The following is a 16,562-nucleotide window of genomic DNA, read 5'->3' as shown; positions in this document are numbered from 1 at the left end:
CATTCTCGCGAGCCACTAGCCCAGAAGGGATCGACATGAAGGTAGTCCTGTTCTGCGGCGGTTACGGAATGCGCATGCGCGACGGCCAGTCGGATATTCCGAAGCCGATGACGACCGTCGGGCCACGGCCGCTGATCTGGCACGTCATGCGCTACTACGCCCACTTCGGCCACAAGGACTTCGTCCTGTGCCTCGGATACGGGGCGCACCACATCAAGGACTATTTCCTCAACTACTCCGAGACCGCGTCGAACGACTTCGTCCTCGCGGGCGGTCGTGTCGAACTGCTCGGCTCGGACATCCAGGACTGGAACATCACGTTCGTCCACACCGGGCTGGACTCGTCGATCGGCGAGCGCCTGCGCCGGGTCCGCGAACACGTCCAGGACGAGGAGATGTTCCTCGCGAACTACGCCGACGTCCTGACCGACCTGCCGCTCAACGACATGATCGACACGTTCAAGGCGAGCGAGGCGGTCGCGGCGCTGGCGGCAGTGCCCCCGCAGACCGCCTTCCACTGTGTCGAGGTCGACGACGACGGCATGCTCACCGGCATCAAGACGCTGCAGGACATGCCCGTCTGGCTCAACGGCGGTTACTTCGTGCTGCGTCCCGAGGTCTTCGACTACGTCCCGAAGGACGGGGACCTCGTCGCCGACGCCTGCACCGCGCTGGCCGCCGAGGGCCGGATGCTCGCCTACCGCCACCACGGCTTCTGGCACCCCGCCGACACCGTCAAGGAGCGGACCGCGCTGGAGGCCGCGTACCGCGCGGGGAAGAGCCCGTGGATGGTCTGGCAGGCCGGCCCGCAGCGCGACCCGCTCCAGGCCACCATCGCCGCGCTGGGTGCCGCCGAGCACTGAGCCGCCGCAGACCCTGCCCGGCGCACCGGGCCGCACCGAACACTCCTGATCGGAGCACGCCCGTCGGATGCGTGAGCTGACCCGCCGACTCGCGAGAGCAGGCAGAGACCGGGCCGCGACAGTGCGACCCGGTCAGCAGCCCGAGCCCGCGGCGGAGGGGACGGCGGGTGATAGGGGGCGTGCGGTCCGCGCACCCCGGGCGGCGCTACCGACGCCGCTGCGTCGGCCGCTCGCGGTCCTGGCGGCGGTGTGCGGTGTGCTCGTGGTGGCGCAGGCGGTCCTGTACGCGGGCACCTCCGCGCCCGGCACCGCCGACGCCGCGGTCACGGCGTGGGTGCAGGAGCAGGTGCCGATGTCCTATCCCGTCGCGTTCGCGATCGACGCGGTCGGCATGCCGTGGGTGGCGAGCGGCCTCGCCGCCGTGGTCGCCCTCGCGTGCCTGCTCACCGGCCGGCGACGCGGCGCCCTGCTGGCGTGTCTGGGCCCGGCGCTGGCGGTTGCGGTCACGAGCGCGCTGAAGCCGTTGGTGGACCGCACCATCCACGGCGACAACCTCGCGTTCCCCAGCGGCCACACCGCGGTGGCGACGGCCATCGGCGCCACGGCCTTCATCGCGCTCGCGGGCGCGACCCGGCTGCGTCCGGCCACCGCACTCGCCGTCGCCGTCGGCGGGACGGTCGTCTGCGGTGCCGTGATGGCCGTGTCCCAGGTGTTCCTGACCGCCCACTACCCCTCCGACACCCTCGGCGGCTTCGCCATCGCGGTGTGCGCCGTCGTCGTCACGGGGTGGGGTGTCGATCTCGTCGCGGATGCGCTGCGCCGCCGTCGGCAGCGCTGAACGGTGCCGAACCGTGCCTAACGGTCCGGTACCGACACCCGGACGGCGCATCCGAGGCCGGATCGTCGACGGAACGTAACGACCGTGAGTGGGTCGCCGAGTGACCTGCTGTACGGGTCCGAGACCGGGTCCGCCCATCTCCGGACATCATCGGCCCGAGGGGAACCGTGGCACGACAAGGCTCGCGCGCCGACGACACGGGTTCGGCGGAATCGCTGACCGTTCCCTTCCCGGCGGTCGCCGGAGGGATGCCGACGGTCAGCCATCGGTCACAGACAGTGAGATCCATGGCCCGGCGGGTCAGCTGGGGACTCGGCGACCAGGCGGTGTCGAGCCTGACCAACTTCCTCGTCGGGGTCTACGTCGCACGATCGCTCGACGCGACGTCCTTCGGCGTGTTCAGCCTCGTCTGGGTCACCTACGGAGTGCTGCTCAACGTCTCCCGCGGCCTCGGCACCGATCCGCTCACGGTCCGGCACAGCGGCGAGCCCGGGCCCGAGTGGCGCGAGGCCGTCGGCCGGTCCTCGGGCACCGCGCTGGTGCTCGGGATCGCCGGCGGCCTGGTCGGCGTCGTGGTCGGGCTGCTCATCGGCGGGTCGCTGGGGAACGCGTTCGTCGGTCTCGGGATCGTCCTGCCGGCGCTGCTGCTGCAGGACAGCTGGCGGTTCGCGTTCTTCGCGGTCGGCCGCGGGCAGTACGCGTTCGTCAACGACCTCGTGTGGGCCGCCGCTCTGGTGCCGGGGATGGTCCTCGCCTCGCACCACCACACCGTCTCCGGATTCGTCCTCGCGTGGGGCGGGTCGAGTGCCGTGGCGGCGATCGTCGGTGCCGCTCAGGCGCGCATCCTGCCGCGGCCGGCGGCCTTCCGGACCTGGGTGCGGCTCCACCGCGACCTCGGCTACCGCTATCTGGTCGAGAACGTCAGCACGAGCGGCGCCTCGCAGCTGCGGGCCTACGGCCTCGGCGCCATCGCCGGGCTGGCGGCCGTGGGCACGGTCCGCGGCGCGGAGCTGCTGATCGGCCCGTTCCTCGCCGTCCTGATGGGGCTGAGCCTCGTCTCGGTGCCGGAGGCGGCGCGCATCCTGCGTCGGTCACCACGTCGGCTGCCGCAGTTCTGCCTGGTCCTCGGCTCCGGCCAGGCACTGGCCGCGATGCTGTGGGGCTGCGTCCTGCTGTTCGTCATGCCGGCCTCGATCGGCCACTACTTCCTCGGCGACGTCTGGGACGAGTCCTCCCGGCTCATCGTGCCGATCACAGCGTCGGTGATGTCGGCGAGCTTCCTCACCGGCGCCGCCGCGGGTCTGCGTGCGCTCGGCGCGGCGCGACGGAGCCTGCGCGCGCAGCTGGTGGCCGCCGTCCTGTACCTCGGTGGCGGGCTCGCGGGCGCCGCCGTCGGTGGCGCGTACGGGTCGGCCTGGGGCGTGGTGCTCGCCCAGCTCGCCGGGGCCGGCGTCGCCTGGTGGCAGCTGCGGGACGGGCTGCGCGACCACATGGGCGGCCTCGGGCCGACCGACCGTGCCCAGGACGCCACGCCCCCGGCGGAACCGGACGCACCCCCGACCGAACCGATCCCGACGACCGGTGCCCGTCCCGCGCCCGCCGCCACACCCACGCCCGGCCACCCGGGCGACGGCGCGACCGACGACGCGGCCGCCCACGCGACCGGGGCACCGAGGATCCCGGTCGTCGCCCGACTGCGGACGACCACACAACCCGACACCCAGTCCGGCTCACCGGAGAGGAGCAGCAGGTGAGATCGACACCGCGCCTCAGCATCGGCCTGCCCGTCTACAACGGCGAGGACTACCTCGCCGAGTCGCTCGACGCGCTGCTGGGCCAGACGTTCACCGACTTCGAACTGATCATCTCGGACAACGCCTCGACCGACGGCACCGAACAGATCGGCCGGCAGTACGCGGCCCGGGACGAGCGCGTCCGCTATGTCCGCCAGCCCCGCAACCTCGGTGCCATCCCGAACCACAACCTCCTGGTCGACCTCGCGCGCGGCGAGCTGTTCAAGTGGGCGTCGCACGACGACCTGTACGCCCGGACGTTGCTCGAGCGCTGCATCGCCGAGCTCGACGCGCATCCCGACGCCGTCCTCTGTCATGCGTGGCAGGGGATCATCGACGAACACGGCCGGGTCGTGCAGGAGATCGACTATCCGCTGGCCACCGACGCCGTCCGGCCGTCGGACCGGTTCGCGAGCGTCTTGTTCACCGTGGGCGGCGACGACTTCTACGCGGTGATGCGGACCGACGACCTGCGGCGGACCCCGCTCAACGGCAGCTACCACCACAGCGACCGGACGATCATCGCCGAGCTCGCGCTGCTGGGCAGGTTCCTGCAGGTACCGGAGATCCTGTTCTTCCGCCGCGATCATCCCGGCCGTGCCGAACGGGCGCGTCCGACCAAGCGGGCCCGTGCCGCGAACATGGACCCGCGCCGCGCCGACCGGCTCCGCAACCCGACGGTCCGGCTGCTCGGCGAGTACGTGTGGGGCTTCGTGTCCGCCATCCAGCGCGCCCCGCTGTCGTCGGCGGAGCGCCGCGCGTGCTACGCCCACCTGTCCCGGTGGCTCGGCAGCCGGATCGTCAGCGGGGGGTCGACGGAACGGATCGAGGACCGGCCCCGGCTCGACGCGGGGTCGCCGCCCTCGATCGACCTCGACGAGATCGTCGCAGGACGGGCGTGGAGGACGGCATGACCTCCTGGGCCCTGCGCCCGGCCCGGAGCCGCCGCGACCGGGTCCCGCGCATCGGGCTGTTCGGCCTGCTGGGGTCGGGCAACCTCGGCAACGACGCCTCGCTGGCCACGGTGCTGGCCCACCTGCGAGCCGCGTACCCCGGGGCCGAGATCCGGATCATGACGACCGGACACGAGGAGGTCGCTGCCCGGTACGGTGTTGCGACCACGCCGTTGCACGTCGTCGACACATTGCGCCGCAAGCCACACGGCGCGCTGGGTGCGCTGGTGCGGCTCGGCGGCAAGCTCGCCGACGGGGTCGCCACGCTGGTCTGGCTCGTGGGGCTCGACGTCGTCGTCGTCCCCGGGATGGGGGTGCTGGAGGCGAGCCTCCCGATCTGGGCCTGGCAGTTCCCGCTCGCGCTGCTGACGCTGTGCGTCCTCGCGCGGGTCGTCGGCACCCCCGTCGGCCTCGTCGGGGTCGGCGCCCAGGTCGTCGACGAGCGTCCGCTGCGCCGCGTGCTGGTCTGGTCCGCGCGGGCCGCGGCCTACCGCTCGTACCGCGACGAGCTGTCCCGTTCCGCCATGCGCGACATGGGCGTCGACACCTCGCGCGACGACGTCTACTGCGACCTGGTCTTCGCGATGCCGGCCCCGACGCCGGCCGGCCCCGTCGTACCGGGTGCCGTCGGGGTCGGCGTGATGGACTACCACGGCCGCAACGGTGCCGCCGACCGCAGGCGGGAGCCGGCGATCCACGCGGCCTACCTCGCGATGACGTCCGCGTTCGTGCTCCGCCTCGTCGACGCCGGCCGCACCGTCCGCCTGTTCGTCGGTGACGGCGTCGACACGTCGGTCGCCGACACCGTGATCCGTGAGGTGCGCAGCGCCCGGCCGGCCGTCGAGGTCGGCCGCGTCGCGCTCGTCGCGACCGACGACCTCGACGGGCTGATGAACGCCATGGCCGAGGTCGAGATCGTGGTCGCGACGCGCTACCACAACGTCGTCGCGGCACTGATGGCCGGCCGGCCGACGGTCTCGCTCGGCTACGCGCCCAAGAACGCCGTGCTGATGGAGGAGTTCGGCCAGGGCCGGTTCGCGCTCGCGCTCGAGTCGACGGACCTGGACACACTCTGCGCCCGGTTCGACGAGCTCGACGCCGACCGCGCGGCCGCCGCGCGGGTGATCGCGGCGGCGGCGCAGCACTGCCGGCGGCGCGCGGAGGCCGAGCTCACCGACATGTCCCGGATGCTGATCGACGCGGCGGCCGGGCGGGCCGGCCGCGAGGCCCCCTCGTGATCCCTCGGCCCCGCGTCCGCTCGACGCTCGCCCGTGCCGCCACGCACCTGCTCAACTCCGCTTCGGACCTGCTCGGCGACGACGTCGTCGGGCGGCGGTTGCGGTCGGCGCTGCTGCGGGCCAGCGGGGCCCGCCTGCCCCGGTCGAGCAGCTTCCACGGCGGCACGTACTTCAGCCGCGCCGCGAACCTGAGGGTGGGCGAGAACTGTTTCGTCAACCGTCGCTGCTACTTCGATCTCGAGGGCACCGTCACGCTCGGCGACGGTGTCACGATCGGCCACGGCGTCACCGTCGTCACCTCCACCCACGCAGTCGGCCCGACCTCCCACCGGGCCGGAGCCGTCACCGCCCGGCCGGTCACCGTGGGGCGAGGCGCGTGGATCGGCGCGAACGCCACCGTCCTGCCCGGCGTCACGGTCGGCCCGGGGGCCGTGGTCGCCGCGGGTGCCGTCGTCGTCGACGACGTCGCGCCCGACACGCTCGTCGCCGGTGTGCCGGCGAGGGCGGTCCGCCGGCTCGACGGCGCCGACGCGCTCGAGACGGCCCGTCGCGCGCGGCCGACGGCCGGCTGACCGCTCGCGCGCAGGCCGGCGAGCGTCCTCACCGTGCGAGGCGCTCCGCGGGCAGCGCCACGCCGGCGCCGCGGTGCGCGATCGCGGCGTCGTACCCGGCGAGCAGCCCGGCCAGGCCGGCGGCGGGCGAGAAGTCGCGGTCGTAGCGCTCGCGGGCGTCGACCCCCATCGCGGCGTTGCGGGCCGGATCGAGCACGTCCACGATCCGCGCGGCGAGGTCCGCGGCGTCGTCCGGACGGTGCAGCAGCCCGGTGCGACCGTCGTCGACGAGCTCGGGGAGCGCCCCCGTCGCCGACGCCACGGGCGGGACACCTGCAGCCATCGCCTCCACGACGACCAGGCCGAACGCCTCCTGCCACACCGAGGGCGCGAGGACGGTGGCGGCCTGCGCGGTCAGCTCGGCGCACCGCTGCGGAGGCTGCAGGCCGAGGACGCGGACGTCGGACCGGCCGGCCGCCCAGCGCCCGACGTCGTCCTGCATCGGGCCGGAACCGACGACGACGAGCGGCAGCCGCGCCCGGACCGCGGCCGGGACGCGGTCCCAGGCGGCCATGAGCGTGCCGACGCCCTTCTCCGCGGTGAGCCTGCCGACGAACAGGACGTGCTCGCCCGGTCCCGCCCGGACCGCCTCCGGGTCGTCGACGAAGTTGTACTTCACCGACAGCCGGTCGCCGGGGACGCCCAGTTCCGTCAGCGTCGCGCGTTGGGCGGCGGAGATGCAGAAGAAGCGGTCGACAGCCTCGAGCCACCGACGGCGGTTGACCGCCGTCCCCAGCGCCACGGGCACGCTGAGCACCCGCGAGCCGCGGTAGCAGCCGTGGCGCACCGCCGGCACGGGAAGCCCACGCGCGCAGTCGGTGCACGTGGCGCCGTCGCGGTAGAGGCTGCCGACCGGACAGACGAGCTGGTAGTTGTGCAGCGTCGCCACGACCGGGGTCGCGGTGGCCCGGCAGGCGTCCACGACCGACGGGCTCAGCAGCGGGAACGTGCTGTGCACGTGCACGACGTCGGGCCGCTCGGCACGCAGCCGCCGTTCGAGCTCGGTGCGGACCGGCCGGTTCCACGGCACGCGCAGCGGGACGGACACCTTGTCCCGCAAGGACATCGACGCGATGTCATCGCTGCGCCGCTCGAACATCGAGACGCGGTGCCCGGCCCCGCGCAGCAGCGCCACCTCCTGGGTGACGACGCGGTCCTCGCCGCTGGGCTGCTCGGAGCGGTACCAGTTGTGCACCACCATGACGTGGCGCGCGGACGCGGCGCTCATCCGGTTCCCGCCACCGGCTGCTCCGGCGAGGTGTTGCGGCGGTGCACGAGCAGCGAGGCGGCCACCGCCATGTTGAGCAGGTACGGCGACGCGTCGCCGAGACCGACCTCGGTGTAGGAGGCGGTGATCCCGTACACGACGATGAAGATCGCGCAGGTCCGGCCGATCGACGGCGGGCGCAGGACCGCGACGCCCAGCAGCGTCAGCAGCATCGCGACGACCAGGACGATGCCGATCCAGCCCTCCTCGTTGAACACCGCGAGCCACGCGTTGTCGATCGGCAGGCCGCCGTACGACTTGTCCGTGAGCCCGACGCCGATGAGCAGCTCGTCGAGGGTGCGGGGCCGGGCGAGCAGCTGGTCCCAGACGTTGGCCCGGCCCGTGAGGCTGGCGAGCTGGTCGGCGTCCTGCCCGCGGGCCAGCCACGTGATGATCACGCCGCTGAACAGCAGCGCGGCGCCCCCCGCCACCGCGATCCCGCCCGCGAACGCCCGTCTGGCCCGTCTGCTGGTGGTGGCGACGCTCAGACCGGCGACCGCGAGTCCCACCACGAGCCCGAGCAGCGACGTCCGGGTGTGGCTGAGCAGCAGCAGCGCGAGAGCGGGCACGGCCACGACGGCCGCCGTCCGGCCGGGCAGGACCTTTCCGATCCACAGCAGCACGCACAGGCCGATGGTGATCGCGCAGTACATGCCGACCTGGGGCGCCGGGATGGGCCAGATCGCCCCGACGAGGCGACCGTCGGGACCGGAGAACGCCGAACCGGGCGAGATCAGCAACCCGAGGAGGACCGACCCGAGCACGACGACGAGCGCCCGCAGGTGGTACCCGACGAACCTCAGGTCACCGCGCCACCACGGCGTCAGCAGCCACAGCGTGGTCACGAACAGGGTGAGCCGGAAGCACCGGAACAGGGCGCCGTAGCCCGACTCCAGCCGCAGGCTCGACACGATGCTCAGGACGAGGATGAGCGTCAGGAACAGCAGGTAGGCGGTCGGCCGGATCCGGATCCGCGGGTTGAGCAGCAGGGCGAGGCCGAGCGCGGCGACCAGGGCGCCCATCGTGACGACCTGGCCGACCTGCCGCGGGAACGGGATGATCTGGGCGACCGTGGTGAAGCCCAGGGTGTTGACCACCATCAGCGTCCACACGACGGCGACGAGCCGCGGCACCGGCGGCTCGGCGGGCGGCACCGGGAACGGGCGGCGGGGGGCCGTCGCCGGTGTGGGGCGCCTCGCGGCGGGGTCGACCGTCGTCATCTCAGCACCTCGCCGCGTCGTCCGCGGTGAACGTGCTGCCCACGTCCTGCTTCTGGGTGTTCTGCCAGTCGGCCGCGCTCACCGCGACCTCGACGGCGCCGAAGACGAACGACCAGTTGCCCTGGTAGGTGTTGTTGGCCCAGGTGTTGTGCTGGGCGGTGCTGATCGCCTTCTGGATGACCTCGCCGTGGTAGGGCGACCAGTCGGGGTACGTGCCGTAGTTCGACAGGACCGCGCTGCGGGACGCGTAGCGGGGGTCGCAGCCGACCACGGCCGGGTCGGCGACGAACGTGTTGTCGTGGACGTCGACGTTCTGGGTCTTCCAGCGACAGTCGTCGTAGAGCGGCGGGGTCGCGATGCCCGGCTGCACGCACGTCGCGACGTCGGGCACCAGCAGCGTGCAGACGCCCGTCGAGGTGTTGGCCGGACTGTTGCAGAAGCGGTCCGCGTTCTCCCACGCGACGATCCCACCCCAGTTGTTCTCGAAGCGGTTGCCGGAGATGTCGATCTCGGCGGTGCGCGCCTTGATGCGCGGCTCGCCACCGGACTCGCTGAGGTACACGGCCCCGACCGGGAACGCGTCCTGCTGCGCCGCCTTCGCCTTGCCCGCGACCATGGCGTTGCCGCGCACCAGGTTGTCGCGCATCACGAGGTTGTAGCTGGTCTCGTAGAAGACGGCCTCGGCGTCGTTGTTCTCGATGAGGTTGCCCTCGATGAGGAAGTCGTTGTCGTTGGTGTCGGCCCAGATGCCGGGTCCGTGGTTTGCGTGGATCCAGTTGCCGCGGACGTCGGCGCCGTCGACCGACCAGAACTTCATGCCGCCGCTGCACCCGCAGCCGGGGACCTTCGTCTCCCAGTCCCCGGTGTTGTTGCCGACGATCTCGTTGCCCTCGACGACGAGACCGGTGATGCCGTTGCCGGGCTGGTAGGCGTTGAGGCCGTATTGGCCGTTGTTGCGCAGGCAGTTGCCCCGGACCTGCTGGTGCGCGCCTGCCATGAGTCCGGCGCCGCCGTTGTCCTCGATCGTGTTGGCGACGATCGTCCAGCCGTTGCCGGAGTCGTGGTTGACCACGCCCTGGTCCTGCGGCGGGGTGAAGCCACGCACGGTCAGGTGGCTGATGGTGACGTTCTTCGCCGTCTTGGCGAAGGCGTAGTAGTTGACGCCCTTGCCGTCGACGATCGCCCCCGGCGCCCCGGTGTACACGTCACCGTCCTTCGGCGAGACCTGGTCGAACTGGTGGGTGCCCAACGTGTGCACGCCCGGGCCCAGCCAGAACGTCGTGCCGGGCGGACTCGCGTCGGTCTTGGCGACGAGATCGCCCGGGACGGCCGGGTCGATCACGACGGCGCCCGGCGGTGCCGTCGCCGGGCCCGGCTCGGTGTTGTCGCACACCGCGGCGGGTGGGCCGGCCGGCAGCCCGGCCGGGGCGCTCGCGCCCCCACCGGTCGCGGGCGGACCTCCGGACCCACCGGGGGACGGCGTCGACGTGCAGCCCGCGACGACCGCCAGCAGGCACAGCAGGAGCGCCAACCGGTGGCGGCGCGCGGTGCGGGTCATCCAGGACCACTCCCGGTCGAGCTCGTCGTGTCGACGACCAGCGTCGTCCGCAGCGGCCCCGCGGCGCCACCACAGCGGCCGGAGCCGATCAGCGTGACGGACGGCTGCTTGCGTCCGAACCCCTCCGAGTACCAGCCGGCGGGCGGTGCGGTCTCGCCGCGGTGGCGGGTCCACGTGAGCGACCCGGGCAGGTCGAGGCGACCGTGCCGGGTCGCGCCGCCCGCGGGCCACGACAGCATCGCCACGTCGCCCACCAGGTCGACGTCGATCTGCGGCCCGAGGTGGAACGCCAGGCGGCAGTCGGCGGCGGGTCCGGTCACCTCGTCGACGATGCGCAGCGCGCCGTCGGCGCCGAGCTCCACGGTGCGGCGATGGACGTTGCCCGCACGGTCGCGGTACCCGTCGTGCTCGCCGACCCACCGGGCCGTCCCGCCCACCGGTGTGTCCAGCTCGACGAGGCGGCTGCGGGCGTGCCGGACCCAGAGGAAGGGGCCGCCCGACCGCGACTGGTCGCGGCCGTGCAACTCCAGGGTGTTGTGCCCGGCCGTCGAGCGGAAGTAGCGCCGCCAGGCCGGTTCGCCGTGGTAGCAGTAGGTCCCGGGATCGGCGAGGACGTCGACGCCGTCGTGGCGGACCTCGACCGACAGCGCGTCGGCGTGGGCGTGCGCGGCGATCGCGAGGAAGCCGTGCGGGCCCGCGTCGCAGCGCACCCACACCTCGCCGCCCGGCGACGCCGCGCGCAGCACCGTCATGCCCGCGTCGGCGAGCTGGACCGGTCGCGACCACGGCCGCGTCCCCGACACGACGACCGGTCGCGCGAGCGCGGCCAGCGCGGCGGTGCGGACGTCGGTCCCGCCCGCGGGGGGCCACCAGTCGCAGGCGCCGAACAGGGCGGCGCCGGTCGCGAGCAGCGAGCCCCAGCGGTCCACCGCGGTCCCGTCGAGGACCAGGCCGTGCCCGTCGTCGGCGTCGCCCTGCCGCGGCGGACGCAGCCGGGTGTCGACGATCGCGGCGAGTGCGTCGGTCATGCGGCGCAACGTCTCCCACACCGCCGGCGGTACGTCGGCGCCCGCGGCGTCGGCCTCGACGGCGGCCGCGAGCCCCAGCTCCAGCACCAGGCCGTGGTACTCGCTCGCGAGCTCGCGGTTGAGCCCGGAGCCGAAGGTGTTGGCGGTCAGGTGGTGGTCCAGCGCGCGCATCGCGTCGGCGCCCCAGCCGCGGGACTCGGCGAACCACGGGAACGCCGCCGACGCCGCGACCTGACCGGCGAGCTCGGCGATGACGTGGTTGTTGGCCGACGAGCCGCGGCTGGGGAACACGGTGAGCCAGCGCTGGTGCGCGCCGACCTGCTCGACGGCCACCGGGTTCTGCTCGAACAGCGCCGCGGCGCCGTCCCAGCCCGCGAGCAGCCGGCGCACCCACACCCAGCTCAGCAGCCGGATGCCCAGCTCGATGCCGCCGAGCCAGTGCGGCCCGCGCAGCGGCGGGTTCGCCGCCCACCACGACTTGAGGTGGTCGGCGACGCGGTGGGCGTAGCGGTCGTCGCCGGTGACGGCATAGGCCGCGGCGAGGACCGTCAGGTGCTGGTGGCGCGACGGCTCCCAGATCTGCTTGATGTCGCCGACGGCGTCCTCGTCGCGGTAGGGGACGTCGAACGCGTAGGCGTCGGCCGGGGCCCGGCGTCCCGTCTTCGGGTCGAAGGTCCAGTCCGGCAGCTCCATGTCGTCGCGGACGACGCCGAAGTACTCGGCCCGGCCGGCCATCAGCTCGCCGGCCGTCGCGAGGAGTGCCGCGACGACGTCGGGGGGCAGTCCGTCGAACGTGCCCGGGGGCAGCGGCGCGGGCACGGCCCGTGTCGTGAGCGGGGCCGGGACCGGGAACGACGTGCGGAACCGCCGGCTGCGGACGGCCGTGACCGCTCGGCCCGCGATCTCCGCGGGCCCCATCCGCGAGAGCCGCCGCAGGTACCAGCCCGGACCCGTCACGACGGCGCACCCACCGCGGCGTCGAGCCGCACGGTGGCACCGCTCGCGAGGCTCGCGTCGACGGCGAGCGTCGCGCGGGTCGTCGCGGCCAGCGATGCCACCGACGTCGGGAACGGCCCGCCCGTGCGGGCGGCGGCGACGAACGCCGCGACCTGCGCGGCCTGGCCCTTGTCGCGCCCGTGTGGGATCCGCGACGACGTCCACCTGCGGGGACCGTGCACGCCGGCGCGGGCGAAGTCGTCGAACCGCAGCACCGAGCCGTCGGCCAGCACCTCGATCGTCTCCTTGGGGAACCGCGCGGCGCCCGACGTCGCGTAGGTGATCACCGCGGTCGATCCGTCCGGGTAGGTGAGGACGGCGTGCAGGTCCTCCTGGCTCGGCGTGGCCGCGGCGTACACCGAGACCGGATCGGCGCCGAGCAGCCAGCTGACGGTGTCGATGAAGTGGCCGCCCTCCCCCGCGAAGCGGGAGCCCTCGGTGGCGCTGCGCAGGTACCAGCTCTGCGCGTCGAGACGGCCCGCGTTGACCAGGTAGCGGACGGTCGCCGGGCCGACCCGGCGGCCCAACCGCCGCGACGACTCCACCAGCAGCGGGGCGAAGCGGCGGTTGAAGCCGACCTGCAGCCGGTCGTTGCCCGACTCCGCCACCGCGTCGAGCACCGAGCGCAGCCCGGCCTCGTCGAGCGCGAGCGGCTTCTCGACGAACACCGCCTTGCCCGCGAGCAGGGCGCGGCGGGTCAGCGCCGCGTGCGAGCTGTGCCGCGTCACGACGAACACCGCGTCGATCGACGGGTCGTCGAGCACGTCGCCGAGGTCGGTCGAGCTCTCGGCGAAGCCGAACTTGCGGCGGGCGTTCGCCGCCGACAGCGCCGAGGTCGTGACGACCCTGGCGAGCTCGGCGTCGGGGCGCTCCGCGAGGTGCGGCAGCAGCATCGATGTCGCGTAGTTGCCGGCACCGACGAACCCGATCCGCAGCGGCCGGCCCAGCGGGACCGCCGGGCGGCGCTGCTGCGGGAGGGGCGTCACGGGGCGGGTCGTCGCCGGGGCGACCGCGGCGACCGGGGCGGGCGCGCCGTCGGGGCGCTGCGGGTAGCGGAACAGCACCGCGACGGCCTTGAGGTCACCGGACTCCAGGCCGCGGTAGGTCTCGACGGCGTCGTCGAAGTCCGCCACGTGCGAGACCAGCGGCTCGACGTCGACCCGGCCGCGGGCGGCGAGGTCGAGGAAGCACTCGAGGTTGCGGCGCTCGGTCCAGCGCACGTAGCCGATCGGGTAGTCGCGACCCTCCAGCTCGTAGGACGGGTCGTAGCGGCCGGGCCCGTACGACCGTGAGAACCGGACGTCGAGCTCCTTCTCGTAGTAGGCGTTCCACGGCAGGTCGAGGCGGGTCTTGCCGATGTCGACGACCGTGCCACGGTCGCGGCTGAGCCTCGCGGCCAGCTCGACGGGCTCGTTGCTGCTGCCGCCGGCGGCCAGGTAGACCTGGTCGACACCATGGCCACCCGTGATGTCGGCGACGGCCGCGTCGACCACGCCCGACGACGGCGCACTGCACACGGACGCGCCGAGCTTCTCCGCCAACGCGCAGCGCGACGGGTCGGGGTCCACGCCCAGTACCTTCACGCCGGCTGCGACGAGCAGCTGGACGACGAGCTGGCCGATCAGGCCGAGGCCGACGACGAGCGCGACGTCTCCGAGCTGCGGCTCGCCGCGCCGGACGCCCTGCATGGCGATCGCGCCGACGGTGCCGAAGGCGGCGTGGCTCGCGTCCAGCCCCGCGGGCAGCGGGCTGTAGAGGTTGACCGGCACCCAGTTCAGCTCGGCGTGCAGCGCGTGCTCGTTGCCGGCACAGGCGACGAGGTCGCCGACCTTCACGTCGCGGACCCCCTCGCCGACCTCCTCGACGACGCCGCAGGTCGAGTAGCCCAGCGGGGTCCAGGAGTCGAGCTTGCCCGCCACCTTGCGGTAGGTGGCCGCCAGGCCCTGCGTCGAGACGCTCTGCACGACCTTGGCGACCTGGTCGGGTCGCGCCTTGGCCTTCCCGATCAGCGACATGCTCGCCTCGCCGACCTTCATCATCTCCGTCCCGGTGGAGATGAGCGAGTACAGCGTGCGCACCAGGACACCGCCCGGCTTGCACATCGGCTCGGGAACGTCGAGCAGTGCCAGCTCGCCGCTCTTGTAGTTCTGCACGACCTGCTTCATCGGGCTCCCCCGCTCACGGCGGTCCGGAGGTCGCCGCCCGCCGACGTCGCGTTCCGGTACCAGTACTCCAACGTCACGATGTGCCAGAGGTGCTTGGACCGGTCCTCGCGGCCGGCGGCGTCCTCGGCGACCAGCCGGGCCGCGGCGTCGCGGCGCAGGAAGCCGGAGCGGACGAGGACGCCGTCCTCGACGACCTCCCGGACGAGCGGTGCCAGGTCGCGGCTCATCCACGCCCGCAACGGCGCGCTGAACAGGCCCTTCGGCCGGTGCACGATCTCGGCGGGCAGGATCGACGTGGCGGCCTGCTTGAGTACCGTCTTGCCCGACCGCCCGACGATCTTCTGGACGCCGCGCGCCCGGAAGGCTGCCGTCACGACGTCCACGTCGACGAACGGGACACGCACCTCCGTCGAGGCCGCCATGCTGGACCGGTCGGTGTAGCCCAGGTTGAGCCCCGGCAGGAACAGCCGGGCGTCGGCCAGGCACATCCGGTTCACGTGGTCGGTCAGCTCGTTGTCGGTGTAGACGTCGGCGTGCTCGGTGAGCACGTCGTCGACGGCACCGGCGAGATCCGGGCTGACGAGGTCGAGCAGCTCGCCCCGGTCGTACATGGTGTAACTGCGCCGGAAGGCGGCCTCCTCCCCCAGCTCGGCGAACGACAGGAAGCGCTTCGCGAACCGGACGGACCGGTACCCGCGCGTCGCGCTCGCGACGGGCAGCCGGTCGACCGCGGCGTGCACCGGGCGGCGGACGGCCCGCGGCACCCGCTGGTAGCGCACCGCCAGCCGGTTCGCGAGGTGCTTGCGGTAGCCGGCGAACAGCTCGTCGGCCCCCATGCCGGAGACCATGACCTTGACCCCGGCCTCGCGGGCGGCCGAGCAGATCAGATAGGTGTTGATCGCGGCCGGGTCCCCGATGGGCTCGTCGAGGGCCCGCGTGATCATCGGCAGCATCTCGAGGACGTCGGGGGCGATCTCGATCTCGTGGAGCCGCACGCCGTACCGCTGCGCGACCTGGCGGGCGTAGCGCAGGTCGTCGGGCATCGCCTCGAACTTCGCGTCCTCGGCGCGGAAGCCGATCGTGTAGGCCGAGATCCCCGGGCGCTCGCGCGCGGCGAGCGCGGTCAGGTAGCTGGAGTCCAGGCCACCGGACAGGAACGTCGCGACCGGCACGTCCGCGATCAGGTGCCGCCGCGTGGAGTCGGCGACGATCTCGTGCAGCTCCGCGGCGGTCGGGGCCGGCTCGTGCGCCGCCCGCTCGGCGACCTCGCGCAGCGACCAGTACGTGCCGCGCGCGACGTCCCCGTCGGGACGGACCCGCAGCCAGCTGCCGGGCGGCAGCTTCTCCGCCTCCTTGTAGGCACAGCGGCTGTCGGGGACCCAGTAGTAGAGCAGCGACGCGACCAGCGCCGTCTCGTCGACGTGCAGATCCCCGCCGAACGCGTCGGCGAGCGCCTTCAGCTCGGAGGCGAACGCGAGCCCGCCCCCGCGACGGACGACGAACAGCGGCTTGATGCCCAGCTGGTCGCGGGCCAGGAACAGCTCGCCCGTCGCCGTGTCGAACACCCCGAACGCGAACATCCCCCGCAGGCGCGGCAGACAGTCGGTACCCCAGCGTCGCCACGCCTGCAGCAGCACCTCGGTGTCCGACGTGCCACGGAAGCGCACCCCCGCGGCCTCCAGCTCGGCGCGCAGCTCGGCCGCGTTGTAGAGCTCGCCGTTGTAGGTGAGCACGAGGCCGTCGGCCGCCATCGGCTGGGCACCGGTCGGGGACAGGTCGACGATCGACAGCCGGCGGTGGCCCAGCTCGACGGTGCCCGCGCCGACGCGGTGCGACCAGCGGCCGGCGGCGTCGGGTCCGCGGTGGGCGACCGCGTCGGTCATCAGGTCGGTGAGCCGGTCACCGTCGGGAATCAGGTACGTCCCCGCGACACCGCACATCGTCGGTCTCTCTTCCTCAGGATCCGATGAGCCGGTCGTAGACGCCGACGTAGGGCGGGATCTGGTGGCGCCAGGCCAGCACGTCCTCGACC

Annotated in this window: 12 protein-coding genes; 6 read left to right on the top strand and 6 right to left on the bottom strand. The window is 73.3% G+C overall.

Annotated features, from left to right (window positions below; genetic code table 11):
* Positions 1-35 precede the first annotated feature (35 nt).
* The 6 genes from PSED_RS09465 to PSED_RS09440 all read left to right on the top strand — a co-directional run bounded on the left by PSED_RS09465 (position 36) and on the right by PSED_RS09440 (position 6,257).
* Positions 36-863 carry a sugar phosphate nucleotidyltransferase gene (locus PSED_RS09465; protein ID WP_013674025.1) on the top strand — a complete coding sequence of 276 codons (828 nt, stop codon included), beginning with the start codon at positions 36-38 and terminating at the stop codon, positions 861-863.
* A gap of 262 nt (positions 864-1,125) precedes the next feature.
* The gene (locus PSED_RS09460) at positions 1,126-1,701 is read left to right on the top strand and encodes a phosphatase PAP2 family protein (protein WP_158511301.1); all 576 of its coding nucleotides are present in this window, start codon (positions 1,126-1,128) and stop codon (positions 1,699-1,701) included.
* A 287-nt stretch (positions 1,702-1,988) separates the two neighbouring features.
* Positions 1,989-3,455 carry an MATE family efflux transporter gene (locus tag PSED_RS09455; protein ID WP_063821892.1) on the top strand — a complete coding sequence of 489 codons (1,467 nt, stop codon included), beginning with the start codon at positions 1,989-1,991 and terminating at the stop codon, positions 3,453-3,455.
* Positions 3,452-4,408, top strand: coding sequence for a glycosyltransferase family 2 protein (locus tag PSED_RS09450; protein WP_013674022.1), 957 nt, complete (start codon positions 3,452-3,454; stop codon positions 4,406-4,408). Before PSED_RS09455 ends, PSED_RS09450 begins: the two co-directional genes overlap by 4 nt.
* A complete protein-coding gene (locus tag PSED_RS09445) occupies positions 4,405-5,685 on the top strand; it encodes a polysaccharide pyruvyl transferase family protein (RefSeq protein ID WP_013674021.1) in 1,281 nt (426 codons plus the stop codon). The genes PSED_RS09450 and PSED_RS09445 overlap by 4 nt, the downstream gene beginning before the upstream one ends.
* A complete protein-coding gene (locus PSED_RS09440; protein ID WP_013674020.1) occupies positions 5,682-6,257 on the top strand; it encodes an acyltransferase in 576 nt (191 codons plus the stop codon). Before PSED_RS09445 ends, PSED_RS09440 begins: the two co-directional genes overlap by 4 nt.
* A gap of 28 nt (positions 6,258-6,285) precedes the next feature.
* Here PSED_RS09440 and PSED_RS09435 read toward each other — a convergent pair whose 3' ends face one another.
* Genes PSED_RS09435 through asnB form a run of 6 tightly spaced genes read right to left on the bottom strand, consistent with a single transcriptional unit; the run spans position 6,286 to position 16,470 of the window.
* Complete coding sequence (locus tag PSED_RS09435) at positions 6,286-7,524, bottom strand: glycosyltransferase family 4 protein (RefSeq protein ID WP_013674019.1); 1,239 nt, start codon at positions 7,522-7,524, stop codon at positions 6,286-6,288.
* Positions 7,521-8,783 carry a membrane protein gene (locus PSED_RS09430; RefSeq protein WP_013674018.1) on the bottom strand — a complete coding sequence of 421 codons (1,263 nt, stop codon included), beginning with the start codon at positions 8,781-8,783 and terminating at the stop codon, positions 7,521-7,523. The genes PSED_RS09435 and PSED_RS09430 overlap by 4 nt, the downstream gene beginning before the upstream one ends.
* Position 8,784: 1 nt before the next feature.
* On the bottom strand, positions 8,785-10,341 hold the full coding sequence (locus tag PSED_RS09425) for a right-handed parallel beta-helix repeat-containing protein (protein ID WP_013674017.1): 1,557 nt from the start codon (positions 10,339-10,341) through the stop codon (positions 8,785-8,787).
* A complete protein-coding gene (locus PSED_RS09420) occupies positions 10,338-12,326 on the bottom strand; it encodes a heparinase II/III family protein (RefSeq protein WP_013674016.1) in 1,989 nt (662 codons plus the stop codon). Before PSED_RS09420 ends, PSED_RS09425 begins: the two co-directional genes overlap by 4 nt.
* Positions 12,323-14,530, bottom strand: coding sequence for a bi-domain-containing oxidoreductase (locus PSED_RS09415; RefSeq protein ID WP_013674015.1), 2,208 nt, complete (start codon positions 14,528-14,530; stop codon positions 12,323-12,325). The genes PSED_RS09420 and PSED_RS09415 overlap by 4 nt, the downstream gene beginning before the upstream one ends.
* Positions 14,527-16,470 carry an asparagine synthase (glutamine-hydrolyzing) gene (gene asnB, locus PSED_RS09410; protein ID WP_041760805.1) on the bottom strand — a complete coding sequence of 648 codons (1,944 nt, stop codon included), beginning with the start codon at positions 16,468-16,470 and terminating at the stop codon, positions 14,527-14,529. The genes PSED_RS09415 and asnB overlap by 4 nt, the downstream gene beginning before the upstream one ends.
* Between the last annotated feature and the right edge of the window lie 92 nt (positions 16,471-16,562).

Origin of the sequence: Pseudonocardia benzenivorans CB1190 (genome assembly GCF_000196675.2) — a bacterium.
Lineage (GTDB): Bacteria > Actinomycetota > Actinomycetes > Mycobacteriales > Pseudonocardiaceae > Pseudonocardia > Pseudonocardia benzenivorans.
Note: the sequence above shows the minus strand (reverse complement) of the source record. Positions and strands in the feature narration are given on the sequence as shown.

Bases quoted from the DNA above. Each gene is read 5' to 3' on its own strand.
- PSED_RS09415 (WP_013674015.1), bottom strand. From the start codon at position 14,530: ATGAAGCAGGTCGTGCAGAACTACAAGAGCGGCGAGCTGGCACTGCTC.
- PSED_RS09455 (WP_063821892.1), top strand. From the start codon at position 1,989: ATGGCCCGGCGGGTCAGCTGGGGACTCGGCGACCAGGCGGTGTCGAGC.
- PSED_RS09445 (WP_013674021.1), top strand. From the start codon at position 4,405: ATGACCTCCTGGGCCCTGCGCCCGGCCCGGAGCCGCCGCGACCGGGTC.
- asnB (WP_041760805.1), bottom strand. From the start codon at position 16,470: ATGTGCGGTGTCGCGGGGACGTACCTGATTCCCGACGGTGACCGGCTC.
- PSED_RS09465 (WP_013674025.1), top strand. From the start codon at position 36: ATGAAGGTAGTCCTGTTCTGCGGCGGTTACGGAATGCGCATGCGCGAC.
- PSED_RS09435 (WP_013674019.1), bottom strand. From the start codon at position 7,524: ATGAGCGCCGCGTCCGCGCGCCACGTCATGGTGGTGCACAACTGGTAC.
- PSED_RS09430 (WP_013674018.1), bottom strand. From the start codon at position 8,783: ATGACGACGGTCGACCCCGCCGCGAGGCGCCCCACACCGGCGACGGCC.
- PSED_RS09425 (WP_013674017.1), bottom strand. From the start codon at position 10,341: ATGACCCGCACCGCGCGCCGCCACCGGTTGGCGCTCCTGCTGTGCCTG.